General features: G+C 62.7%; 21 protein-coding genes and 1 other RNA gene. 15 read left to right on the forward strand and 7 right to left on the reverse strand.

Going from position 1 to position 23,656, the window contains the following annotated elements:
* Positions 1-13: 13 nt before the first annotated feature.
* Together cysN and ONG87_RS04350 are read left to right on the forward strand one after the other, a co-directional pair.
* On the forward strand, positions 14-1,912 hold the full coding sequence (cysN, locus tag ONG87_RS04345) for a sulfate adenylyltransferase subunit CysN (RefSeq protein ID WP_185794041.1): 1,899 nt from the start codon (positions 14-16) through the stop codon (positions 1,910-1,912).
* Positions 1,913-2,058: 146 nt separating this feature from the next.
* Positions 2,059-6,681, forward strand: coding sequence for a hypothetical protein (locus ONG87_RS04350; protein WP_264382273.1), 4,623 nt, complete (start codon positions 2,059-2,061; stop codon positions 6,679-6,681).
* Positions 6,682-6,760: 79 nt separating this feature from the next.
* On the opposite strand, the gene ONG87_RS04355 is transcribed toward ONG87_RS04350, so the two are convergent.
* Positions 6,761-7,198: a YhcB family protein gene (locus tag ONG87_RS04355; RefSeq protein WP_049860598.1), complete on the reverse strand. Its 438-nt coding sequence runs from the start codon at positions 7,196-7,198 to the stop codon at positions 6,761-6,763.
* Positions 7,199-7,338: 140 nt separating this feature from the next.
* Here ONG87_RS04355 and ONG87_RS04360 point away from each other — a divergent pair, with 140 nt between their 5' ends.
* The 3 genes from ONG87_RS04360 to zapE all read left to right on the forward strand — a co-directional run bounded on the left by ONG87_RS04360 (position 7,339) and on the right by zapE (position 10,532).
* Positions 7,339-7,968 carry an alpha/beta hydrolase gene (locus ONG87_RS04360; RefSeq protein ID WP_192175553.1) on the forward strand — a complete coding sequence of 210 codons (630 nt, stop codon included), beginning with the start codon at positions 7,339-7,341 and terminating at the stop codon, positions 7,966-7,968.
* Between the two features lie 34 nt (positions 7,969-8,002).
* Positions 8,003-9,352, forward strand: coding sequence for a tryptophan--tRNA ligase (locus ONG87_RS04365; protein ID WP_264382274.1), 1,350 nt, complete (start codon positions 8,003-8,005; stop codon positions 9,350-9,352).
* Between the two features lie 85 nt (positions 9,353-9,437).
* Positions 9,438-10,532 carry a cell division protein ZapE gene (gene zapE, locus ONG87_RS04370; protein WP_122479484.1) on the forward strand — a complete coding sequence of 365 codons (1,095 nt, stop codon included), beginning with the start codon at positions 9,438-9,440 and terminating at the stop codon, positions 10,530-10,532.
* Between the two features lie 165 nt (positions 10,533-10,697).
* Here zapE and ONG87_RS04375 read toward each other — a convergent pair whose 3' ends face one another.
* Both ONG87_RS04375 and ONG87_RS04380 read right to left on the reverse strand, forming a co-directional pair.
* Complete coding sequence (locus ONG87_RS04375; RefSeq protein ID WP_185794209.1) at positions 10,698-11,594, reverse strand: GlxA family transcriptional regulator; 897 nt, start codon at positions 11,592-11,594, stop codon at positions 10,698-10,700.
* Between the two features lie 287 nt (positions 11,595-11,881).
* The gene (locus tag ONG87_RS04380) at positions 11,882-12,922 is read right to left on the reverse strand and encodes an NADP(H)-dependent aldo-keto reductase (protein ID WP_264382275.1); all 1,041 of its coding nucleotides are present in this window, start codon (positions 12,920-12,922) and stop codon (positions 11,882-11,884) included.
* Between the two features lie 251 nt (positions 12,923-13,173).
* Between ONG87_RS04380 and rplM the strand changes: the two genes are divergently transcribed.
* The 7 genes from rplM (at position 13,174) to ONG87_RS04415 (ending at position 17,834) form a co-directional block, all read left to right on the forward strand.
* Positions 13,174-13,602, forward strand: coding sequence for a 50S ribosomal protein L13 (rplM, locus tag ONG87_RS04385; protein ID WP_043186791.1), 429 nt, complete (start codon positions 13,174-13,176; stop codon positions 13,600-13,602).
* A gap of 14 nt (positions 13,603-13,616) precedes the next feature.
* Positions 13,617-14,009: a 30S ribosomal protein S9 gene (gene rpsI, locus ONG87_RS04390; RefSeq protein ID WP_122479481.1), complete on the forward strand. Its 393-nt coding sequence runs from the start codon at positions 13,617-13,619 to the stop codon at positions 14,007-14,009.
* Between the two features lie 132 nt (positions 14,010-14,141).
* Positions 14,142-14,750: a ubiquinol-cytochrome c reductase iron-sulfur subunit gene (petA, locus tag ONG87_RS04395; RefSeq protein WP_264382824.1), complete on the forward strand. Its 609-nt coding sequence runs from the start codon at positions 14,142-14,144 to the stop codon at positions 14,748-14,750.
* The gene (locus ONG87_RS04400) at positions 14,750-15,964 is read left to right on the forward strand and encodes a cytochrome bc complex cytochrome b subunit (RefSeq protein WP_264382276.1); all 1,215 of its coding nucleotides are present in this window, start codon (positions 14,750-14,752) and stop codon (positions 15,962-15,964) included. Before petA ends, ONG87_RS04400 begins: the two co-directional genes overlap by 1 nt.
* Positions 15,961-16,683: a cytochrome c1 gene (locus tag ONG87_RS04405; protein WP_192053600.1), complete on the forward strand. Its 723-nt coding sequence runs from the start codon at positions 15,961-15,963 to the stop codon at positions 16,681-16,683. Before ONG87_RS04400 ends, ONG87_RS04405 begins: the two co-directional genes overlap by 4 nt.
* Positions 16,684-16,767: 84 nt before the next feature.
* Complete coding sequence (locus ONG87_RS04410; protein WP_049860608.1) at positions 16,768-17,385, forward strand: glutathione S-transferase N-terminal domain-containing protein; 618 nt, start codon at positions 16,768-16,770, stop codon at positions 17,383-17,385.
* A gap of 17 nt (positions 17,386-17,402) precedes the next feature.
* Positions 17,403-17,834 carry a ClpXP protease specificity-enhancing factor gene (locus ONG87_RS04415; RefSeq protein WP_122479479.1) on the forward strand — a complete coding sequence of 144 codons (432 nt, stop codon included), beginning with the start codon at positions 17,403-17,405 and terminating at the stop codon, positions 17,832-17,834.
* 52 nt (positions 17,835-17,886) lie between these two features.
* Here ONG87_RS04415 and ONG87_RS04420 read toward each other — a convergent pair whose 3' ends face one another.
* From ONG87_RS04420 to ONG87_RS04435, 4 genes are all read right to left on the reverse strand, one after another.
* Positions 17,887-18,465 (reverse strand): BON domain-containing protein, encoded by a 579-nt coding sequence (locus ONG87_RS04420; protein ID WP_122479478.1) that lies wholly within the window; start codon positions 18,463-18,465, stop codon positions 17,887-17,889.
* A complete protein-coding gene (locus ONG87_RS04425) occupies positions 18,462-19,055 on the reverse strand; it encodes a phosphoheptose isomerase (RefSeq protein WP_122479477.1) in 594 nt (197 codons plus the stop codon). Before ONG87_RS04425 ends, ONG87_RS04420 begins: the two co-directional genes overlap by 4 nt.
* Before the next feature lie 120 nt (positions 19,056-19,175).
* The gene (locus ONG87_RS04430; RefSeq protein WP_122479476.1) at positions 19,176-19,547 is read right to left on the reverse strand and encodes a YraN family protein; all 372 of its coding nucleotides are present in this window, start codon (positions 19,545-19,547) and stop codon (positions 19,176-19,178) included.
* Positions 19,547-21,340 (reverse strand): penicillin-binding protein activator, encoded by a 1,794-nt coding sequence (locus tag ONG87_RS04435; protein ID WP_264382277.1) that lies wholly within the window; start codon positions 21,338-21,340, stop codon positions 19,547-19,549. The genes ONG87_RS04430 and ONG87_RS04435 overlap by 1 nt, the downstream gene beginning before the upstream one ends.
* A gap of 275 nt (positions 21,341-21,615) precedes the next feature.
* Between ONG87_RS04435 and rsmI the strand changes: the two genes are divergently transcribed.
* From rsmI to mraZ, 3 genes are all read left to right on the forward strand, one after another.
* Complete coding sequence (gene rsmI, locus ONG87_RS04440) at positions 21,616-22,407, forward strand: 16S rRNA (cytidine(1402)-2'-O)-methyltransferase (RefSeq protein WP_244647908.1); 792 nt, start codon at positions 21,616-21,618, stop codon at positions 22,405-22,407.
* A gap of 76 nt (positions 22,408-22,483) precedes the next feature.
* An RNA gene (gene rnpB / locus ONG87_RS04445) (RNase P RNA component class A) lies at positions 22,484-22,859 on the forward strand.
* A gap of 339 nt (positions 22,860-23,198) precedes the next feature.
* On the forward strand, positions 23,199-23,654 hold the full coding sequence (gene mraZ, locus ONG87_RS04450) for a division/cell wall cluster transcriptional repressor MraZ (RefSeq protein WP_122479473.1): 456 nt from the start codon (positions 23,199-23,201) through the stop codon (positions 23,652-23,654).
* Positions 23,655-23,656: the final 2 nt, after the last annotated feature.

The following is a 23,656-nucleotide window of genomic DNA, read 5'->3' on the forward strand; positions in this document are numbered from 1 at the left end:
GCAGGGTCAGAACATGTCGCACCAATCCGAATTGATCAGCGAGGACATCCTCGCCTACCTTGCTCAGCACGAACGCAAGGAACTGCTGCGCTTCCTCACCTGCGGCAACGTCGACGACGGCAAGAGCACCCTGATCGGGCGCCTGCTGCACGACTCCAAGATGATCTACGAAGATCATCTGGAAGCCATCACCCGCGACTCGAAGAAATCCGGCACCACGGGTGAAGAAGTCGACCTGGCGTTGCTGGTCGACGGCCTGCAGGCCGAGCGCGAGCAGGGCATCACCATCGATGTCGCCTACCGTTACTTTTCCACGGCCAAGCGCAAGTTCATCATTGCCGACACCCCGGGCCACGAGCAGTACACGCGCAACATGGCCACCGGCGCGTCCACCTGCGACCTGGCGATCATCCTGGTCGATGCCCGCTACGGTGTGCAGACCCAGACCCGTCGACACAGCTACATCGCGTCCCTGCTGGGCATCAAGCACATCGTCGTGGCCATCAACAAGATGGACCTCAAGGGCTTCGATGAGGGCGTGTTCGAGCAGATCAAGGCCGACTACCTGAAGTTCGCCGAGGCCATCAGCCTGCAGCCAACCACATTGGCCTTCGTGCCGATGTCGGCGCTCAAGGGCGACAACGTGGTCAACCGCAGCGAGCAGTCGCCGTGGTACACCGGCCAGACCCTGATGGAAATCCTCGAAACCGTGGAAGTCGCGGCCGATCGCAACTTCGACGACCTGCGCTTCCCGGTGCAGTACGTCAACCGGCCGAACCTGAACTTCCGCGGCTTCGCCGGTACCCTGGCCAGCGGTATCGTGCACAAGGGCGATGAAGTGGTCGTCCTGCCGTCGGGCAAAAGCAGCCGGGTGAAGTCCATCGTCACCTTCGAAGGTGAGCTGGAACACGCCGGCCCTGGCCAGGCGGTCACCCTGACCATGGAAGACGAGATCGACATCTCTCGCGGCGATCTGCTGGTGCATGCCGCCAATGTGCCGACCGTCTCCGACAGCTTCGAGGCCATGCTGGTGTGGATGGCCGAAGAGCCGATGCTGCCCGGCAAGAAATACGACATCAAGCGGGCCACCAGCTACGTGCCGGGCTCGATCGCCAGCATCGTCCACAAGGTCGACGTGAACACCCTGGCCGAAGGGCCGGGCAGTGCGCTGCAGCTCAACGAGATCGGCAAGGTCAAGGTGTCGCTGGACAGCGCCATCGCTCTGGACGGTTACGACAGCAACCGCACCACCGGTGCGTTCATCATCATCGACCGCCTCACCAACGGCACCGTCGGCGCCGGCATGATCATCGCGCCGGCCGCCGTCAGCCAGGGTGGCAAGGTTCATGGTCGCTCCGCCCACGTGACCACCGACGAGCGCGCCCAGCGCTTCGGCCAGCAACCGGCGACCGTGCTGTTCAGCGGTCTTTCGGGTGCGGGCAAGAGCACCTTGGCCTACGCCGTGGAACGCAGACTGTTCGACATGGGCCGTGCGGTATTCGTGCTCGATGGGCAGAACCTGCGACATGACCTGAACAAGGGTCTGCCACAGGACCGCGCCGGGCGCACCGAGAACTGGCGCCGTGCCGCTCACGTGGCGCGGCAGTTCAACGAAGCGGGCCTGGTGACTCTGGCCGCCTTCGTTGCGCCGGATGCCGCCGGCCGCGAGCAGGCACGCGACCTGATCGGTGCCGATCGGCTGGTGACCGTCTACGTCCAGGCCTCGCCTCTGGTCTGCCGCGAACGCGATCCACAGGGCCTGTACGCCGCCGACCAGGACAACATCCCCGGCGAGTCCTTCCCGTATGACGTGCCGCTGAATGCCGATCTGGTGATCGACACCCAGGCCTCGTCGGTGGATGAAGGGGTCAAGCAGGTGCTCGATCTGCTGCGCAGCCGCGGGGCGATCTAAGCCTCTTGGGGTACTGAAACTGCAGGAGCGGGCAGCGCCCGCTTCTGCAGCTCAATTCCGCCATTTGACCTGCCTTATCTGTCTACCACCCTTCGAGGCCAAAGGTAGCGCCTGCTAGGCGCTCATTTGTCTCGAAGGACCGACCCATGCTTGAACTCCTTTCCCTGAGTGGCGAAGTGGCCAAGGCTGCGCCACTGGCCAGCAGCGTGAGCAAACATTTCTGCTCTCGGCCCACCCTGCGCCAGGTCGCCAGCGATATCCTCGCCAGCGAGCTGTCGGCGCGATACCCCGACCTGGCACTGGACGTCGACCGCCTGCAGCTGCTCGAACCGCTGGCCACCCAGGCCAGGCCCAATGCCCCCGCTGTGCATGAGGCCCAGCGCTACCGTCGGCTGGCGCTGATTGATGTGCTGATCGACCGTTACATCCATACCCAGCAGCTCCGGCTGATTCAAGGCTATCACCTGCTCGCACATGAGCCGCTGGGCTCGCCCCCGTCGGCCCTGCCGGTGGCACTGGTGCAGGTGCAGGGCATCGTCAACGAGTGGGGCCCGCAGATCATTACCACCTACAGCCAGGCACTGTGCGATTACTGGGACCAGGTCCAGGCAGACGGCAGCGATCGCTGGCATTGGCTGGCCTTGGCGCTGCAGTCGCGTCTGAAGGCCAGTATCGAGCGGGACAAAGCTGCCGGACGCCTGGACAGCGAGCAACTGGCGGCGGCCGCGTTGCTGGCGGCGATGCCCACCGCCAGCCTGCGCGCCAGGCATGAAGGTGACCCGATTCAGGCCAGCCTGATCCGCGTGCATGCGACGGGTGCCGGCCTGCAGCGGGAAGCCGAGCTGACCCACGCGCTGGTCATCCGCCGTCGCCTCGGCCTGCAGGGGCGCGAGGTCGTGCTGCTCTACACCCCCGTCAATGGCTTGGAGGGCTTTGCCAACCTGCAGGCGCTGGCGGATGCCTTCGCCGGTCACATGGGCCGCGAATTCACCGGCTCGGCCTTGGAGTTGGCCCTGTATACACCCAACGGCGATATCTTCGAAGCGCAGGCACAGGCGATTCTCGAGCAGCAACTCAATGCCTTGCAGACCCTGGGCGTCTATTGCCAGCAACAACGCCTGGGCACTCGAGCGCTGACGGAGGGCTGCGAAAGCATCACCAGCCTGTTCGACCTCGACACAGCCCAGGAACGCGCCCGGCTCCAGGCGCTTCACAGTGCACTGCCGCAGTGGCTCCGAGCTGCCAGTCTGACCCAGCGTCGCGCGTTCTCCCTGTACCTGGCGGCGTTGGCGATGGTGCGCGATGAGCAGAAAGTCGCATCGTTCCTCGATGCCATACCCACGCTTGAATCCTTTGCCCGGACGACCCTGGTCGAACAGATAGAAGCCGACCATCCCGGCCAGCCGCTGGCCGACCTCGACGACGTTCAAGTGCACATTCTCACCGTGCCCAATGCGCAATTGAGTCTGATCAATGCCGGCGACATGGCCCTGGAAGATCAACAGATCAGCCTTGCCGAACTGGCTCTGTTCAACCTGTCGGGCCGCCCCCGCGGGCACCTGCTGATCAGGCCTCGCGCGGGTGCGTTGCTGCCGGACTGGGTCGATACCACCGCCATCGAAGCCCTGGTAACTCGCGCCGATGTAGGCGGGCGTTACCTGAAGCTGCTGAATCGGCAACTGCTCGAAGACCCCGTGCAGGCCCCACGTCGCCAGGAGCTGTTCACCCGGCAACTGGCCTATCAGTTGCCGTTGCTGGCGTTGGAGAACACCATCCGCGGTGAGCACGGCTTTACCGAACGGGGATGGCTGTATGTCGAACAGGTCATGAATGGCTTGGGTGACCTGGATGTCGACGGGCATCGTATCGGCCTTCGCAGCCTGGGTTTCCTGCCGGCACCGGGCATGAACGTCGATGTCGTGTGCAACATGTATGTATTCGGCGCATTGGACGGCAGCGGGGTGCAGGTGCTCTACCGACCCTTGTTCAAACCTTGCTTGAGCCAATACACCAGCGCTGCCGCGCTCATGGCCGCGATCAGCGAACCGGGCGATCTGCAGCGCAGCGTACTGGACTGGTTGGGCGAGGGCGCTCGTGCGCGCTATGCCAGCGGCGGCTTTCGCGAGCCGCATCTGCTGCGTTTCGCGCAGGGTTCGGATTTCGCCCCGATCAGCACGCCGGCCCCTGCAGCGCTGCAACTCACAGACATCGCCCCACCGTTGCTCGAGCACCTGTACCGCAGCAACGTACAGGCTTTGATCAACGGCGCGGACCGTCGATCGGTGTCCAGCGAGGAAAGTCGCTGGATCGGGTTTCAGGCGCTCGGCTGGACGCTGTTCAACGCCTTGTTGCCGGTCCTCCCCGGACCGCTGGCCACGGCGGGCTGGCTGGTGCAGGCGATGGCCGCGACGAACGTCACGCTGATTGCGCAGGCTGCGGGGGATTCGGCCGCGGTCGATGATCAGATGTTCGACCTGCTGTTCAACATCGCCTTGGTCCTGCTGGCCCATGACGCTGGGCAGACGCCGACCGGTCGAGGTTTCGGCCAGCCTGCGGCAGGCCGGCAGAACACTGCGCCGGTCCGCAGTACCTGGGCGGCACCGCGCGATGCCATCGCCCACTCCGAAGGCACGCTGAGCTTTTCCTGGACGAGTGCGCAACATCGGCTCGGCACTGATCAGATCAAGGCTCTGGCGGCCTATCGCACCACACCGGGGCCAAGCATGACGCCGCCATTGGCGCACGGTCGCTATCAAGGCCTGCAGTTGGACGGCGAGCGTTGGTTGCTGGCCCTGGACGGCCACTTCTATGAGGTGGATGCCGACGAAGACCAGTTGCGCATAGTCGACGGCAAACGCCCGCAGCGCCCGGGACCCTGGCTGGCGCGAGACGAAGTGGGGCGCTGGCGCCTGGACCTGCGCCTGCGTTTGCGCGGCGGCGGGCCCAAGCGTCGCATCGCGGCCTTGCGTGCCAGCAACCAGGCGCTGATGGTGTCCTACAACGCTGAAGTCGTGGCTTTCAACCAGCAGCGTGCAGGCTTGCACCAACGTGTCGACCGGGTGCTCGGCAAGCTTGGACGTGCCATGCAGGCCGGGGACAGCGAACGTCTGACCGGTCTGCGCGAGGCCCTGAGCGAGGCCACCGAAAGCTACCTCGGGGCCTTGCGCACGGTGCTGCGTGCCAGCAAGAAACTCAGTGAACTGGACCCCTATGCCGATCGTTCGAAGGAGCAGGCCGGGGCGCTGTTCCAACTGTGTGAACTGGCCCAGGAGGAGATCGTCAATCTGCGCTACAAGAGCATCGCGTATCGGGACCAGGCCGACCGGCTGCCGGCGACACTCGACGCCTCGGATCTCGATACCGCGCAGTCCGCCGCGTTCTTCGACTTCGTGGCCGACAGCACCGAGGTGATGGATAAGCAGATACAGCTGAGCAAGGAGCTGGCCGATTGGAAACGCCAGCTTCAGCGTATGCCCCTCGAAGGCGAGGCCGCCCTGAGAAAGCTCAAGGTGGACTGGATACAAGAGTTGTCGATACAGCGCTGGATCGGTCTGCTGGTCGACGGTCTGGCACTGACCTGCATCCGCAAGATCCCTGCGTTGCAGGAAGCCGAGCGGATCATGGAGTCGGTGGCCGGGCCCGTGCGGTTGGCCGCGCAAACCCATGCAGCCCTCGAGGAGAGCGCCAGCTACAACCTCAATGACCGCGTCGAAGTGCTCAACAGCCTGGACTTGCAGTATGAAGCGGCCCAGCAGGCACTGACCCTGCATGGCGAGCTGCTGGGAGAGCAGTTGCATCGTCCGGCGTTCGACCGCCTGGCCGCGCTGATCGCCGAGCTGCGCGACGATGCGCAGGCGTCGCTGGTGCCACTGGTTCGCGAGCAGCTCAGGATGACTCGCAAGCAGCGCCAGCAGGTGCGCCACAAAAACCTGTACATGACCCACCGTCGAGGCTTGGTGGTCGGCCAGCGACGGCCCAAGCTCAAACCCTCGGACAGCGACATCATCGATGTCATCGATCCAATCGAGAAAAAGGTCGTCGCCTCCTTCGGCAAGGACCTGGCCGAAGGCAACTGGCGTCAGCTTGATGTGGCGCCTGCGCCCCGGCCACGTGCAGTGGCGACGTCGGTCAATGCCGCGGTTCGTCGCGGCAACCGGTTGCTGCAGGGCGCTGACAGTGCGCTTAAGCAAGCCTGGAAACAGGCCGAAAAAGACTACCTGCCAGGCGAGGTCGAAGATCAACTCACCCTCTACGCTCGCCAGCTTGACGACAGCGCCGACGCCGTCGAACAGCAGCTCACCCGGCACAACGCGGTGGACCAGGCCACCAGCCAGCACGCGTCGGCCCATGGCCGCGCCCAGTTGTTCCGCGACAAGGCCGGGCAACTCGTCAAGGACGGCAGGCTGATTCGTATCCACATGATCAAGCGCCAGGCGCCCACGGCTGCGCGGGTCGACTACCTCTACCGCGAGCAGGCCGTGCGCATCAGCCGCGTGGGCGGGCGCAGCAAGCTCAAGCGCTCGTCGGGTTTCCTCGAGGAATACCTGATTGCCGACACCACGGGAACGCCGTTGGGGTACGCGCATTTTCACTACCGAGAGCTCCGCACGCCCCGCGATCAATACACCACTGCGCATCTGAAAACCGTGGAGCAGCGCTTCGATGGCGTGGAACGGCAGAAGGCCGATGAAGCTGCCGGACGCGAGGTGATCGGCATTCTGCGTAGGGAGATCAAGGCGCCTTGCGACGAGGTGTACCTGAGCCTGTAGGAGCACGAGGTCCTGCAGCAGGCATAAAAAAAGCGGGACCTGAAAACAGGGCCCGCTTCTTGATAGGCGCCAGTGAAACCTACTTGCGCTTCAACCCATACTGCTCGTCCAGCATGCCAGGCGAGTTCGCTGCCTTGGGTGCGTAGTCGCGAGGCGGCTCGGCGTCGCGTGGTGGCGTGAGGCGCTCGCGGTGAGGCTGCGGGGCGTCCGAGTGCAGGGCGGCCAGCAGGCGCTGACGGGTAAGCTCGTCCAGGGCCAGACGGTCGGCGCCTTCGGCCAGGTGATCCTGCACTTCCTGATAGCTCTGGGTCAGTTTCTTGACCAGGATCGCGGTGCTGTTGAAGTGGGTGACCACTTCGTTCTGATAGGTGTCGAAACGTTCCTGGATGTCATCGAGCTGACGCTGCGTGCCATTGGGTACGGCGCGAGGCGCCAGGCGTGCGACGGCAAAACCGATGACCACACCGACCACCAGGGCCAGGGTCGGCAACAACCAAACTAAGAGCGAGAGTTCCACGAGTCCTTCCTCTATAAACGGCTTTGCTTTACGTTAACGGCTCGGACCTGCGCTGTATACCGCGCGCTTGCGCAAATTCGCAGGACGCAATCTTTCCAGCTAGACGAGTCGACCCTTCTTGAGGTCACGGAGTTCATCACTTGCTCATCCGCGAAACCGCAGTTTTCATCGACGGCCCCTCGGGCTCACTCGAAGCGTTGTACCTCGACACCGCTGATGCCACCGGCATCGCGTTGATCTGCCACCCCAATCCGGTACAAGGCGGGACCATGCTCAACAAGGTGGTGTCCACCTTGCAACGCAGCGCGCGCGACGTCGGCCTGTCGACCCTGCGCTTCAACTACCGGGGCGTGGGCGCCAGCGCAGGCAGCCATGACATGGGCACGGGGGAGGTCGACGATGCCCAGGCCGTGGCTGCCTGGCTGCGAGCGAAACACCCCGAGCTGCCGCTGACGATTCTGGGCTTTTCATTTGGCGGTTTCGTTGCAGCCACCCTGGCAGGTCGTCTGGAAGCCCAGGGCGAGGCGGTGAAGCATCTGTTCATGGTCGCTCCGGCGGTGATGCGGATGACTGAAAGCCTGCCGCAACAGGCCACGTTGACCGTGATCCAGCCGGACGCCGACGAAGTGGTTGATCCGCAGCTGGTCTACGACTGGTCCGACAACCTCGATCGCCCCCATGAGCTGCTGAAAGTGGCAGAATGCGGGCACTTTTTTCACGGCAAGCTGACCGACCTCAAGGATCTGCTGCTGCCGCGCCTTTCGAACTGATGCCTGTCCACGGCCCCTGAACAAGAACCGACCCATGACCACTCGTATCCTGACCGGTATCACCACCACTGGCACGCCTCACCTGGGCAACTACGCCGGGGCCATTCGCCCGGCGATCGTTGCCAGTCGGCAGAGTGACGCCGACTCGTTCTATTTCCTGGCCGACTACCACGCCCTGATCAAATGCGATGACCCGCTGCGCATTCAGCGTTCGCGTCTGGAAATCGCCGCCACCTGGCTGGCGTCGGGCCTGGACGTGGAGCGGGTGACGTTCTACCGGCAGTCCGATATTCCGGAAATCCCCGAGCTGACCTGGTTGTTGACCTGCGTTGCTGCCAAGGGCCTGCTCAACCGTGCCCACGCCTACAAGGCCTCGGTCGACCACAACGTCGCCGCCGGGGAAGACCCGGATGCCGGCATTTCCATGGGTTTGTACAGCTATCCGGTACTGATGGCCGCCGACATCCTGATGTTCAACGCGCACAAGGTGCCGGTCGGTCGCGACCAGATCCAGCACGTGGAAATGGCCCGCGACATCGGCCAGCGCTTCAACCATTTGTTCGGCAAGGGCCGCGAGTTCTTCGTCATGCCCCAGGCCTTGATCGAGGAAAGCGTCGCCACCTTGCCGGGCCTGGACGGGCGCAAGATGTCCAAGAGCTACGACAACACCATTCCGTTGTTCACCAGCGCCAGGGACATGAAGGATGCGATCTCGCGCATCGTCACCGACTCGCGCGCCCCAGGCGAGGCGAAGGATCCGGACAACTCGCACCTGTTTACTCTGTTTCAGGCGTTCGCCACGCCCGAGCAGAGCGCCGAGTTCCATGCCGCGCTGCGTGAAGGGCTGGGCTGGGGCGAAGCCAAGGCGCGTCTGTTCAGCCTGCTCGATGCCGAGCTGGGCGAAGCGCGCGAACGCTATCACCACTTCATCGAACGCCCGGCCGAACTGGAAGACATTCTCCTGGCGGGCGCTGCGAAAGCGCGTGCCGTCGCCACGCCGTTCCTGGGTGAGCTGCGCGAAGCAGTGGGGCTGCGCTCTTTCCGCGAGCAGGTCCAGGTGACCACGGCTGGCAAGAAAAAAGCCGCCAAGACCGCACGTTTCGTCAGCTTTCGTGACGACGATGGCAGCTTCCGCTTCCGCCTGCTCGATGCCAGCGGCGAACAACTGCTGCTGTCGCGCAGCTTCCCCGACGGCAAGGCAGCCGGGCAGGTCAGCAAGCAACTGCAACAAGGTAATGAACTGGACATCCGCAGCGATGCCGAAAGCTTCACGCTGTGGCTGGACGACACCTGCGTGGCCGACGGCCCGTCGTTCACCACGGCAGAAGCGCGCGATACCGCCGTCCAGGCATTGCGCCAGGCGCTGCAACCTCAAGGGGAGTGATGCGACACCCTGTCGCAAAGCTCATTGCCATTATCCTGGGCCGTCGCTACAGTGACGGCCCGTTTTTGTTGCCTTGCTAACGAATATGACGCCCCTAGAACGATACCAAGCCGATCTCAAACGTCCCGAATTCTTCCACGACGCCGCCCAGGAAAATGCCGTCCGCCACCTGCAGCGTCTGTACGACGACCTGGTCGCTGCCGGCACCAGCAAGCCAGGCGTGTTCGGCAAGCTGTTCGGCAAGAAGGAACCCAAGCTGGTCAAGGGGATTTACTTCTGGGGCGGCGTTGGCCGTGGCAAGACCTACCTGGTCGACACCTTTTTCGATGCCTTGCCGTTCGAGCAGAAGGTGCGCACGCACTTTCACCGTTTCATGAAGCGCGTGCACGAGGAACTGAAAACCCTCAAGGACGTGAAAAACCCGCTGACGGTCATCGCCAAGCGCTTCTCCGACGAGGCGCGGGTGATCTGCTTCGATGAATTCTTCGTTTCGGACATCACCGATGCAATGATTCTCGGCACCCTGATGGAAGAGCTGTTCAAGAACGGCGTGACGCTGGTGGCGACTTCCAACATCGTGCCCGATGGCTTGTACAAGGATGGTCTGCAGCGAGCGCGTTTCCTGCCGGCGATCGCGCTGATCAAGGAGCATACCGAGATTGTCAACGTCGACAGCGGCGTCGACTATCGCCTGCGCCACCTGGAACAGGCCGAGCTGTTCCATTCGCCGCTCGATGAGGCGGCTCAGGCCAGCATGCGCGAAAGCTTCAAGGCGCTGACGCACAACAGCACCAAGGTGGTCGAGAACGATCCCTTGATGATCGAGAACCGCGAGATCCGTGCGCTGCGCACCTGCGATGACGTGGCCTGGTTCGAATTCCGCGAGCTGTGCGATGGCCCGCGTAGCCAGAACGACTACATCGAGTTGGGCAAGATCTTCAACGCCGTGCTGCTCAGCGGTGTCGAGCAGATGAGCGTGACCACCGACGATATCGCTCGCCGCTTCATCAACATGGTCGACGAGTTCTACGATCGCAACGTGAAGCTGATCATCTCGGCCGAAGTGGAACTCAAGGACCTGTACACCGGTGGGCGTTTGAACTTCGAGTTCCAGCGCACCTTGAGCCGACTGTTGGAGATGCAGTCCCACGAGTTCCTGTCGCGCGCACACAAGCCCTGACATACCGCGGCGCCTGGTTCGCGGCCGCTGACCGCTCCTACAAAATTCCTGCTTGGCACGGACTTGTGTGGGAGCGGTCCGATGTTGCGCCTTTCGCGGCCGCTGACCGCTCCAACAATTCCCGGTAGGAGCGGTCAGCGGCCGCGAAGGGCACGGCGCTGTCGTTCAGGCCTCCTGCATGAACTGCTGGCGATAGCCGTTGGGCGACAGTTCGGTGTGCTGGCGGAACAGCCTGGCGAAGAAACTGGCATCGTCGTAGCCCACCTCGTAGCTGATGGTCTTGACGCTCTTGCGGGTACCCGACAACAGCCCCTTGGCGGTTTCGATGCGCAATCGCTGCAGGTAGTGCAGCGGCTTGTCACCGGTGGCGGCATGGAAGCGACGCATGAAGTTGCGAATGCTCATGCCGCGTTCGCGTGCGACATCTTCGAAGCGGAATTTCTCGGCGAAATGCTCTTCCAGCCATTGCTGTATATGCAGGATCGGCACGTCGCGATGCAGCTTCTGCCCGCCGAAGCCGATGCGTCCCGGCGTATAGCTGCGCTGCACCTCGTAGAGGGTATCGCGCGAGACCGCCTGAGCCACGTGGGCGCCACAGAACCGCTCGATCAGGTGAATGTACAGGTCACAGGCCGATACCGGTCCGCCGGCGCAGAACAGGTTGTCGGCGTCGGTCAGGTGCTTGTCCTGATTGAGCCGAACGCTTGGAAAGCGCTGTCTGAATTCCTCGAAGAAACGCCAGTAGGTAGTCGCCTCCTTGCCGTCCAGCAAGCCACTGGCGGCCAGCCAGAACACGCCGCTCGCCTCACCGCACAGCACAGCGCCGCGCGCGTGTTGAGCGCATAGCCAGGGCAGCACCTGGGGGTAGCGCGCGGCAGCGCTGTCGAAGTCGCCCCAGCAGGCAGGCAGGATGATCAGGTCGGCATCTTCGAGGCCACCGTCCACGGGCAGCATGACGTCACTGAAACTGCGCACCGGTAGCGCATCCGGGCTGACCAGGCGTGTCTCGAAGAGGGCGTGGCGTTCCAGGCCCATCTGCTTGCCATAACGCAGGCTGGCCATGTGGAAGAAGTCCTTGGCCTGCATCAGGGTCGAGGCCATGACCTGGTCGGTGGCCAGAATGCAGACGCGCCGCAGCGCGGGCGTGTGGGGCGTGAAGATCATGATTTTATTCTTGTGGGGTGAAAGCGGTCAGGATATGGCCGAAGCGTCGTTGGGTTCAAGCGAGGTCGAGAATGGGGAGGTTGATTGCTTCGCGGCCGCTGACCGCTCCTGCGAAAGATCCATACGATCCGGTAGGAGCGGCCAGTGGCCGCGAAGAGGTCATCACGAACGGCAACGATCAGAAATCAAGGCGCCGGATTCGGCTGCGCCTTATGGATCGCCTCGATACCCGCCAGCACGTCTTCGGACAGCACCAAATCAATGCTCGCCAGGTTGCTGTCCAATTGCTCCAGCGAGGTCGCGCCAATGATGTTGCTGGTCACGAACGGCTGCGCGGTGACGAAGGCCAGAGCCATCTGCGCCGGGTCCAAACCCTGTTCGCGGGCCAGCTCTACGTAGCGGCTGGTGGCAGCGACCGCCTGCTCATTGGCATAGCGGGTAAAGCGGCTGAACAGCGCCAGACGACTGCCAGCCGGCCGCGCGCCGTTCTCGAACTTGCCCGAGAGCATGCCGAACGCCAGGGGCGAGTAGGCCAGCAGCCCGCACTGCTCGCGGATCGCCACTTCGGCCAGGCCTACTTCGAACGTGCGGTTGAGCAGGTTGTAGGGGTTCTGGATGGACACCGGGCGGGGCAGATTGCCGCTGTCGGCCAGACCCAGGAACTTCATCGCGCCCCAAGGGGTTTCGTTGGACAGCCCGACATGCCTGATCTTGCCTGCCTTGACCTGCTCGTCGAGCACCTGCAGGGTTTCCTGCAGCGGGGTATCGAGTTGATCCTGGGTGTGCTGGTAGCCCAGCTTGCCGAAGAAATTGGTGCTGCGCTCCGGCCAGTGCAACTGATAGAGATCGATCCAGTCGGTCTGCAACCGCTGCAGGCTGGCGTCCAGCGCCGCAACGATATGCGCGCGGTCGAACTTCAGCTGGCCATCGCGGATGTGGCTGATGCCATTGCCGGGGCCTGCGATCTTGCTGGCCAGGATCCAGTCGGCGCGGTCGCCCTGGCGCTTGAACCAGTTGCCGATCACCCGCTCGGTGGCGGCATAGGTTTCCGGGCGCGGGGGCACCGGGTACATTTCTGCGGTGTCGATGAAATTGATGCCGGCCGCCTTGGCCCTTTCTATCTGCGCGAAGCCTTGCTCCTCGGTGTTCTGCTCGCCCCAGGTCATGGTGCCCAGGCACAGCGCGCTCACGTTCAGATCGGTACGTCCCAGCTGGCGATAGTGCATCGGTGACTCCTCTTGGCAAAGGAATCATAAAAGCAGGTTGATATTTTTTTCGCAATCTGGATAATTCGGCCCCTCTCTGCGAAGTGGAAGTGATGCCCCGCCTCCCGGAAGAATTTTGCCGTGTATGTGACGCGAAGACCCGAGCCCCCCAAAAGTGTCCCGTGCCCGGCTGCCTTTGACTTGTCAAAGTAAGCACTATTCAGTAAGATCCGCCGTCTCTTTTTGCTGGGCGGCCCCTGAGGCTATAAAGAATGAAAACTTTTACTGCTAAACCGGAAACAGTAAAGCGCGACTGGTTCGTCGTTGATGCTGCTGGTCAGACCCTGGGTCGTCTGGCTACAGAAATCGCGAGCCGTCTGCGTGGCAAGCACAAGCCTGAGTACACTCCTCACGTTGACACCGGCGACTACATCGTCGTCATCAACGCCGAGCAGGTGCGTGTCACTGGTGCCAAGACCACTGACAAGATCTACTACTCCCACTCCGGTTTCCCGGGCGGTATCAAGTCGATCAACTTTGAAAAGCTGATCGCCAAGGCGCCTGAGCGCGTGCTCGAGACCGCGGTCAAGGGCATGCTGCCCAAGAACCCGCTGGGTCGCGACATGTACCGTAAGCTGAAAGTCTATGCGGGCGCTGCTCACCCTCATACTGCTCAGCAGCCCCAAGAACTGAAGTTTTAACGGAATAGTTCATTATGTCGGCGACTCAAAATTACGGCACTGGCCGTCGCAAGACCGCAACCGCTCGCGTTTTCCTGCGTCCGGGCACCGGTAAGATCTCCATCAACAATCGCACTCTGGAAACCTTCTTCGGTCGCGAAACTGCCCGCATGGTAGTTCGTCAACCGCTGGAGCTGACTGAGAACACCGAGAAGTTCGACATCTACGTCACCGTTATCGGTGGTGGTGTCAGCGGTCAGGCCGGTGCGATCCGTCACGGTATCACTCGTGCACTGATGGACTACGACGAAGCACTGCGTCCGGCCCTGCGTAAAGCAGGCTTCGTGACTCGCGATGCTCGTGAAGTTGAACGTAAGAAAGTCGGTCTGCGTAAAGCGCGTAAGCGTCCGCAGTACTCGAAGCGTTAATTCGCGTCTTCGTTCCAGAAAAAACCCGGTTCTCGCGAGCCGGGTTTTTTTTCGCCCGTCAATCCTTGGGAGGCGCTGGTACACTGCGCGCAAGACAATGCAGACGCCTGTTGCAGCAGGCTAAGGTAAATGATGGCAGATGAGCAGGGCGGCGCGTGTGACATCGACCAGGGTCGCCGACGCTTTCTGGTCAGCACCACGACGCTGGTAGGCGCTGCCGGCGCAGTGGCTGCAGCAGTGCCCTTCGTGGCGTCATGGCAGCCCAGTGCGAAAGCCCGCGCAGCAGCCGCGCCGGTCAAGGTGAACATCGCCAAGATCGAGCCGGGGCAGCAGATGGTTGTCCAGTGGCGCGGCCAACCTGTTTTCATCTGCCGACGCACGCCGCAGATCCTCGAACGCCTGGCCCAGAACACCGAGCATCTGGCCGATCCCCAATCGCGCGATTCCGATCAGCCAGGCTATGTCGACCCAGCCCTGCGAGCCATCAAGCCCGAAGTGCTGGTGGTGGTGGGTATCTGTACGCACCTGGGGTGCTCGCCGACCTTTCGTCCCGAGGTCGCCGCCGCCGACCTCGGGCCGGACTGGCAGGGCGGGTATTTCTGCCCGTGTCACGGCTCGCACTACGATCTTGCCGGACGGGTCTTCAAGGCACAGCCCGCGCCGTTGAACCTGGCCGTGCCCGCGCATCACTACGAAAGTGCCGAGGTACTGGTGCTGGGTGTCGACGGGGAGGGCGCCTGATGCGTGGCCTGCTGCAGTGGATCGAGGCGCGTCTGCCGGTGGGCAGGGTATGGCGTGATCATCTGAGCCATTACTACGTCCCCAAGAACCTGAATTTTTTCTATATCTTCGGCTCGCTCGCCCTGTTGATGCTGCTCAACCAGTTGCTTACCGGCATCTGGTTGACCATGAACTACACACCCACTGCCGAAGGCGCCTTCGCCTCCATCGAATACATCATGCGCGACGTCGAATATGGCTGGCTCCTGCGCTACCTGCATTCGACCGGTGCGTCGGCATTTTTCATCGTGATCTACCTGCACATGTTCCGCGGGCTGCTGTATGGCTCCTATCAAAAGCCGCGCGAGCTGGTGTGGGTCTTCGGCATGTCGCTCTACCTGCTGCTGATGGCGGAAGCGTTCATGGGCTACCTGCTGCCGTGGGGGCAGATGTCGTATTGGGGCGCGCAGGTGATCATTTCGCTGTTCGGAGCGATCCCGATCGTGGGCGCTGACCTGGCTCAGTGGATCCGCGGAGACTATCTGGTCTCGGGTATCACCTTGAACCGCTTCTTCGCGCTGCACGTGGTGGCATTGCCGCTGCTGATCGTGGGGCTGGTGGTGCTGCACATTCTCGCGTTGCACGAAGTAGGCTCGAACAACCCCGACGGCATCGATATCAAGCAGCTTCGGGATGCCGATGGCAAGCCGCTGGATGGCATTGCCTTCCATCCGTACTACACGGTCAAGGACCTGCTCGGGGTGGCGATCTTTCTCTTTGTGTTCAGCGCCGTGGTGTTCTTCTTTCCGCAGATGGGCGGCTATTTCCTGGAGCCGGCCAACTTCGAGCCTGCCAACGTGCTCAAGACGCCCGAACATATCGCGCCGGTCTGGTACTTCACCCCGTTCTACGCCATCTTGCGCGCCGTTCCCGACAAGCTCATGGGGGTGCTGGCCATGGCTTTCGCGATTGCCATCCTGTTCGTGCTGCCATGGCTGGACCGCAGTCCCGTCAAGTCGATGCGCTACAAAGGTTGGTTCAGTCGCACGGCGCTGGCGCTGTTCTGCGTGGCGTTCGTGACGCTGGGCTACGTCGGCATGCAACCGGCCACGGTCATCACCACCTGGATAGCGCGGGGGGGCGTGGTGCTGTACTTCGGCTATTTCCTGGCCATGCCGCTGTACACGCGACGGGAGATCACCCGGCCGGTACCCGATCGGATCCCTCGCCGATGAAATTCATGATTGCCGTCTTGCTGTTGCTGGCCCTGCCGCGGGCCTGGGCGGACCCGGTGGCGCCGCTGGTGCGCCCGGTGGCGATCGAGGTGACCGACAAGGCGGCCTTGCGAGACGGTGCAAGCACCTTCGTCGGCTATTGCATGGGCTGCCACGGGGCCAGGTTTCAGCGTTACCAGACAGTGGCCGACGACTTGGGCATACCCTATGAGCAAATGCTGCAGACCTTGGCCCCAGCCGGCGCAGCCATTGCCGATCACATGCAGACGCGCCTGCAGCCGGCCGATGCCAAAGCCTGGTTCGGCGCCGAGGTGCCCGACCTGACCCTGGTGGCTCGTGTGCGCGGCACGGACTGGCTGCACGCCTACCTGCTCGGCTTTCACGCCGACCCCCAGCGCCCCTGGGGTGTGAACAATGTCGTCTACCCCAACGTCGGCATGCCCAACGTGCTGGAAAGCCTGCAGGGCCGCCAGGTGCTCGACTGCCCCGAACCCACGGGCCAGCCGTGTACGCAGCTGCGGGTGATACCTGGTACCGGCAGCCTCGATGCGCAGCAATTCGACGCCAAGGTACGAAATCTGGTGGCCTTCCTGGCGTACTCGGCCGATCCGGCAGAGGCACAGAGCCGGCAGATCGGTGTGTACGTGCTGCTGTACCTGGCGCTGCTGATCATCCTTGCTTACTTGCTGAAACGCGAATACTGGAAGGACGTGCGTTGAAAGTGCGGTAAACTGCGCGGCTTGCTTGCGCCCCCTGCCGGAGGCGCTCGTTTTTGCATTCATACATTCGCGAGGAGGACCGCCATGGGCGTGACCAATCGGTTGGCCTGTTACTCCGACCCCGCCGACCACTATTCTCATCGGGTGCGTATCGTTCTCGCCGAGAAAGGCGTCAGCGCAGAGATCATCAACGTGGAGGGCGGTCGCCTGCCACCCAGGCTGATCGAAGTGAACCCCTACGGCAGCACGCCGACACTGGTCGATCGCGATCTGGCCCTGTTCGAATCGACCGTGGTGATGGAATACCTCGACGAACGCTATCCGCATCCGCCACTGCTGCCGGTGTACCCGGTGGCACGTGCCAACAGCCGGTTGCTGATCCATCGTATCCAGCGCGACTGGTGCGGCCTGGCGGACCTGATTCTGGACCCGCGCAGCAAGGAAGCCGCCCGCGTGCAGGCGCGCAAGGAATTGCGCGAAAGCCTGACCGGTGTTTCGGCCTTGTTCGCCGACAAGCCCTGCTTTCTCAGCGATGAGCAAAGTCTGGTCGACTGCTGTCTACTGCCGATACTCTGGCGCTTGCCGATCATGGGTATCGAACTGCCGCGGCCTGCCAAGCCGCTGCTCGACTATATGGAACGTCAGTTCGCGCGGGAGGCCTTCAAGGCCAGCCTGTCCGCGGCTGAACGTGAAATGCGCTAGGTTTTGAGGAGCCGTTGATGAACTCCAGTCGTCCCTATTTGATCCGCGCGCTATACGAGTGGATCGTTGACAATGACTGCACCCCGCACATGCTGGTCAATGCCGAGTATCCCTCGGTCCAGGTGCCGCAAGGTTTCGCCAGCGATGGCCAGATCGTGCTGAACGTGTCACCCAGCGCTGTGCGCAATCTGCACATGGACAACGAAGCGGTCAGCTTCGACGGTCGCTTCGGTGGCGTGTCGCACACGCTGTTCGTGCCTTCGGGTGCCATCCTCGGTATCTACGCCCGGGAGAATGGCCAAGGCATGGTCTTCGACCTGGAGTCGCCCGAGCTGGACGAGGAAGAAGCCGAGTTCGAAGACATCGTCGAATCCGATGACGACGTTCCACCGCCAGGCAACCCGCCGCCGCGCCCAACCGGGCGGCCGAGTCTGAAAGTGGTGAAATGAAAAAAGGCGATCCGCAAGGATCGCCTTTTTTCATGGTGGTGAGCGGCTGCGGTCAGTCGATGTACTCGAACAGCTTGACGATCTTCTGCACACCGGAGACGCCTTGCACCAGGTTGGTGGCGCGGGTGGCCTCGGCCTGGGTCAGCAGGCCCAACAGGTAAACGATGCCGTTCTCGGTCACGACTTTGATGCGCGAACCGGGTATGGCGCTGTCGGCCAGCATCTGGGTCTTGATCTTGGTGGTCAGCCAGGCGTCGTTGTTGCGCGCCAGCAACGAGGAAGGCGCCAGCACCTGGATCTCGTTGTGGACCTTCTTGACTCGCTGCACTTCGCTGGCGGCCTGCTCGGCCAGGGCCTTGAGGTCGGCGCGCGGCGTCTGCCCGGCGAGCAGGACCACACCGTTGTAGCTGGTCACGACGACATGGGAGTTCTTGTCCAGGTCGATGTTGGCCTTGGCAATGTTCACCGATACCTTGGTTTCGATCAGCGAATCGTCGATCTTGCTGCCCAGGGTGCGGGTACCGCGATCATCGTCGATCGGGTTGTCGCGGGTGGCGGTCAGGACCGAGCTGCAGCCGGTGACGCTCAAGGCCAGGCTCAGGGCCACTAGGGCAAGGCGGTTACGCTTCATTCTTCACTCCCGAACAGTTGGCTGTCGATCAAGTCGCAGAGACAGTGGATCGCCAGCAGGTGAACTTCCTGGATGCGTGCCGTGACGTTGGCCGGCACGCGGATCTCGACGTCTTCGGGCAACAACAGGGAGGCCATGCCGCCCCCGTCGCGGCCGGTCAAAGCCACCACGACCATGTCGCGGTCGTGGGCGGCCTGGATCGCCTGGATGATGTTGGCCGAGTTGCCGCTGGTGGAGATGGCCAGCAACACGTCGCCCGGCTGGCCCAGCGCGCGGATCTGCTTGGAGAATACCTCGTTGAAGCTGTAGTCGTTGGCGATCGAGGTAATCGTCGAGCTGTCGGTGGTCAGGGCGATGGCAGGCAGGCTGGGGCGTTCGCGTTCGAAGCGGTTGAGCAGTTCGGACGAGAAATGCTGGGCATCGCCGGCCGAGCCGCCATTGCCGCAGGAAAGCATCTTGCCATCGCTGAGCAAGGCACCCACCATGACCTGGCTGGCTTGTTCGATGTACGGTGCAAGGACTTCCATCGCCTGTTGCTTGGTATCGATACTGGCCTGGAAAAGCTGGCGAATTCGGGATTGCATGTCCATCAAGGTGACCTTAAGTAGGGCGGCTGGTCGGGCAAGACCGCAACGCGGCGGTGGTTCCCGGCACAAGAATGTGCAGCCCGCAAAGCAAAGAGCAAAAACCGGTGGCAAGGGTGTCGAGTGTCAGCTGTCGAAGGCATTGCGGATCCAGTTCAGGCGCGTGGCCCGAGTGCCGGTGCCTTCCAGGGCGATCACGTCGAAACGGCATGGATGCTGGGCCCAGCGCGCTTCCTTGATGAGGAAATATTGCGCGGCCAGCACCAGCTTTTGGCGTTTGCGGGCGTCGATACTGGCCAACGCTCCACCCCATTGTGCATGCAGGCGATAGCGGACCTCGACGAATACTACTGTATCGCCATCTAGCATGACCAGATCAAGCTCGCCTCGTTTGCACAGCCAGTTCTGCGCCAGCAGCGTCAAGCCCTGTGCGCACAAGTGCTCCAGGGCTTGCTGCTCGGCCTCGCGACCCGCCTGCTGGCGGGGGCTCAGCGACATTACGGCGTGGTGTTGGGCAGGCGCTGGACCTGGCCACCGGCGAACTGCGCCCACGGCAATTGGCGCTCGATGCGTTGGCTGGCGCTCATGCCAAGGTTGCCGGACAGGCCTTCGATGCGGCTGTCGGGCAGGGCCTTGAGCTGGCCCAGGCGTGCGGCCAGGGTGTAGGCGTCAACGCCCATGGCATACAGTCGGCCCATGCTGCCGTTGGCCTGCGGCCACTGGCGGGTAACCTGCTGGCGCAACGGGTTGCTGGTGTCGAGCAACCACGGCGTCTCGCAGAAGCGGATGCCGGTCATGTCGTTGTACTGGGCCTGATCGCCGCTGGCGCTGAACACGTGCGAAGTGGCATAGACCGGCAGGTCGCCGGCGTACTGGAAGTTCAAGGTCGGCTTGATCTGCTGGGCCTGCTGCGGTGTGGCAGCGAGGAAGATGAAGTCGATGTCCTGGCGACGCGATCCCTGTGTCCCGGTGCTGCTCTGCAGGCCGCTGCCGGCGTTGCGCACGTTGAGCATGTCCGCGATCTGTTGGGCCAGTTGGACCGGCTGGTCGACGCGTTCGGCTGCAACCAGCGTGCCGCCGTTGGCTTCCCAGTCCTGGCGGAAGGCATTGAGCACACGGTCGCCCCACTCACCCTTGGGGATCATTGCCGCAGCGCTGTGCAAGCCGTCGGCACGTGCGCGACGGGACACTTCGCGCGCTTCGTCTTCGGCGGCCAGGCCGAATTGGAACAGCTGGGGTGGACCGAGTTGGTTGTTGTCGCTGTAGTTCAATGCCAGGGTTGGCAGGGGCAGCTGGGTGCGTGCCGCCAGTTGCTTGACCAGATTTTTCTCCAGCGGGCCGATCACCAGTTGCACGCCTTGCGCCTGCGCCTGGCGGTAGAAGTCGTCGAGCGAGCTGAGGCGCGAGCTGTCGATCACGTCGATGACCGGCGGCTTCTGCCCGGCTTGCTGGGCTTGGTAGTACGCCGCCATGAAGCCTTCGCGCAAGGCGCGGGCCACGCCTGCCAACTGGCCTTCCTGTGGCAGCAGCAGGGCGATTCGGGTCAGCGGCTGGCTGGCCAGGGCCTTGAGTTTGACCAAGGGGGTAGGCAGCTGTCTGGCGGCAGGGTGAGCCGCGTGCTGGGCCACCCAGGTATCGATGGCGGCCTGCTGCTGTTCCAGGGTGCCTGCCGATTTGACGGCCAGGGCCAGGCTCAGCCAGCCGGCGAAGTCGTCGGTGCCCTGGTTTTGCAGCTGCTCCACCGGCAGCGAACCCACCAGTGCCCAGATGGCTTCGTGATTCTGGCCGGCGACCTCGCCACTGAGCAGGGGTGCCACGAATACGCGCTCGCGCGCCGCAGCCAGGATCTGGCCGTCGGCTTCCAGGGCCCGAGCGCGCACCAGATGCGCGCGTACCTGCTGGTCTGCGGGCAGCTCGCCCAGGCGCTGCAGGCTCGGATGATCGAGGGCGGCAAGCGCGGCCTTGGCATCGTTGCGGGTCAGTGCGAGCTCTGCGCCCAGGGTGCTGGCCAATATCTGCAGGCCTGGCTTGAGCAGTTCGATTCGCACTTGCTGCAGGATCTGCGCGGCGCGGGTTGGATCACCCTGGCGAGCGGCCTGGTCTGCCGCGCTCAGGCGCAAGGCTGCCGCTTCTTCCGGCGACTTGCTGGCGGTGGCGCGTTCGAGCAGCTGCTCGACGGTCGCGTCCGGCGTGCGCGGCAGCTCACCGAGATTGGATGAAGGCGAACTGGCGCACGCGGCCAGCAAGGCGGCGAGGCATAGGGCAGATAGAAGCCGCAGGCAGGCTGTCATGGGTATCTTCCTGATTTACTCGATCAATAGACGGGCAAGTGTACCCAAGCATCGGCCGGGGTGCGACGAGGATGGCAAGCCTGTCCTTATATAGGACAAGCAAATGTTTCACGTCGGCCGTGCCGGATCGCTGGGCGAGCACTGGCTGGCCTGGAGCCTGTACAATGCGGGTTTGGCCGAACGACAAGGTGTGTGCTGTGACTGCTTCAAGCGCTTCTAATTCCACCCCAGGCACACTTTATGTAGTGGCTACGCCCATCGGCAATCTGGACGACATGAGCGCGCGCGCGTTGAAGATCCTGGGCGAAGTAGCGTTGATCGCGGCCGAGGATACCCGCCATTCGGTGCGTCTGATGCAGCACTTCGGGTTGAATACGCCGCTGGCGGCCTGCCACGAGCACAACGAGCGGGACGAAGGCAGCCGTTTCATCCAGCGGCTGCTGGCGGGTGATGACATCGCGCTGATCTCCGATGCGGGTACACCGCTGATCTCCGACCCCGGTTACCACCTGGTGCGTCAGGCGCGTGCGGCGGGCGTGCAGGTAGTGCCGGTCCCCGGTCCCTGTGCCTTGATCGCGGCGCTGTCGGCGGCTGGCCTGCCGTCGGACCGTTTCATCTTCGAAGGTTTCCTGCCGGCCAAGACCGCCGGTCGCTGTGCGCGCCTGGAGCAGGTCAGGGAAGAACCGCGCACCTTGATCTTCTACGAGGCGCCGCATCGCATACTCGAATGCCTGCAGGACATGGAGAAAGTCTTCGGCGGTGAACGTTCTGCGCTGCTGGCGCGCGAATTGACGAAAACCTTTGAAACCCTCAAAGGCCTGCCGCTGTCCGAGTTGCGTGCATTCGTGGAAGCCGACAGCAATCAGCAGCGCGGCGAGTGCGTGGTACTGGTGGCGGGATGGACGGCGCCGGTCAGCGATGAGGCCGTCAGCACCGAAGTCATGCGTATTCTGGACCTGCTGCTGGCAGAGATGCCGCTCAAGCGCGCTGCCGCGGTGGCGGCCGAGATCACCGGCGTGCGCAAGAATCTGCTCTACCAGGTGGCCCTGGAAAAGCAGAAGGCGTGAGATTGGTTCGGCTCCAGGTCGATCGGAGCGATAAAAGCTTGTCCTGGCCGGTGCATGTCGTTAACCTGCGCGCCGGAGAGTCGATCGGACAGTCGCTGCCTGTTTTTGTTCCGCAACCCAGGTTGCTGGGCAGAGCGGGGGGAGGAAAGTCCGGGCTCCATAGGGCAGAGTGCCAGGTAATGCCTGGGAGGCGCGAGCCTACGGAAAGTGCCACAGAAAATAACCGCCTAAGCGCGCAAGCGCCGGTAAGGGTGAAAAGGTGCGGTAAGAGCGCACCGCACGTCTGGCAACAGTTCGTGGCTAGGTAAACCCCACTCGGAGCAAGACCAAATAGGGTTCCATATGGCGCGGCCCGCGTTGGAACCGGGTAGGTTGCTAGAGGTGTCCAGCGATGGCCATCGTAGAGGAATGACTGTCCTCGACAAAACCCGGCTTACAGATCGACTCTCCACCTTTTACCTTCGCGTCCCTTCGTTGTCCCTTGCGCTGTTTCGCAGAAAAAAACGGCTACCAAACCCCCTTTGGTAATGTCGAAAAAATCTTAGTCTTGAGACTCTACTTTAAGTTCAAGACGCAGATGCTTGAACTCAAACGGCTTTGTTCCTCCCCGACGCGTCTCAAATACCGTCTTCCCTTCATTTTGCGTTCTAAATCTCCGATCTATAAGGCTTTTCCCTACAGACGCGCCTTGACGGTGTGGTGGGGGGGTTCCTATAGTGTGCGCGAGTGGCGGGAAGTGGCGAAAAGTGGGTTTTTCGAGTGTAAAAGTCTGAGTTCAGGGGAAGCGCGACGTGTTTCGTGGAGCAAATCCGATCAACCTCGATGCCAAGGGACGGCTCGCAATGCCGAGTCGGTATCGTGACGAGTTGGATTCCAAATGCGCCGGCCAGCTGATCATAACGGTCGATACCATCGACCCCTGCCTGTGTGTCTACCCGCTGGATGAATGGGAACTCATCGAGGCCAAGCTTCGCGCCCTGCCATCGCTGGTGGAAAGCAACCGGCGCCTGCAGCGCCTGCTGATCGGCAATGCCGTCGACCTCGAGCTCGACGGCAGCGGACGTTTCCTGGTGCCTCCACGCCTGCGCGAGTACGCCCGGCTGGACAAGCACGCGATGCTGGTCGGCCAGCTGAACAAGTTTCAATTGTGGGACGAGGGTGCGTGGAATGCCGTCAGTGCGGCAGACCTTGCAGCTATACAACAACCGGGCGCCATGCCCGAAGAATTGCGTGATTTGATCTTGTGACT

Source organism: Pseudomonas sp. MM227 (genome assembly GCF_947090715.1).
Classification (GTDB): Bacteria; Pseudomonadota; Gammaproteobacteria; order Pseudomonadales; family Pseudomonadaceae; genus Aquipseudomonas; species Aquipseudomonas baltica.